Annotated in this window: 1 protein-coding gene; it reads right to left on the minus strand. The window is 66.4% G+C overall.

The annotated features are described in order from the left end of the window. Positions 1-202: 202 nt before the first annotated feature. A partial coding sequence (locus tag J6500_RS31615; protein ID WP_376707879.1) for a TOBE domain-containing protein occupies positions 203-643 on the minus strand: 441 nt, incomplete at its 5' end.

Consider the following 643-nt stretch of genomic DNA (forward strand, 5'->3'; position numbering starts at 1 on the left):
ACGGACTGGACAACGATGGAACACGAGACATTACAAAGTCCTCTCGAAGCGACTTTGAGGGGCCCTTGCGGCGCCCCATGCAACCGGCGGGCCGTCTTGGCCCGCCGGTCAGTGAGCAATATGGGGTGTTCTGGATAGCGTTCAAGCCGCCCCGAAACCAGCCTAAACGCCTGCAACATGAGGCTAAATTCTTCCCGATCGGTTATTTCCCGACGCGCTTGCGGCCATCCGCCGTAAAAAGATGCAGCTTGTCGCGGGGGGCGACCACCCGGATCCGCTCCCCAATCGCCGGGCCGCCAACCCCGGCGACCTGCCGCCCGGCGAGGTGATCGTACGGGTTCCCGGGGCCGGCGGCCACGCCCTGCTCCTCGCGCTGGCGGCTGCCATAGACGAAGGTTTCGGCGCCGACATGCTCGATCGCCTCGACCGTCAAGCCGAGCGCGACTCCGCCGGCGACGGTCTCCCCGGAGATGACGAAATCCTCGGGGCGGATGCCGACGATGCCGGCGCCGTCGGCACCCGTGACCTGGGAGGCCAGCTCGTCCGAGCGCAGCGGCATCAAATTCATCGGCGGCGCACCGATGAAGGAGGCGACGAAGGTGGTCGCCGGCCGCTGGTAGATGTCGAGCGGATTGCCGATCTG

The sequence above is a fragment of the Bradyrhizobium semiaridum genome (genome assembly GCF_020329505.1).
GTDB classification, from domain to species: domain Bacteria; phylum Pseudomonadota; class Alphaproteobacteria; order Rhizobiales; family Xanthobacteraceae; genus Bradyrhizobium; species Bradyrhizobium semiaridum.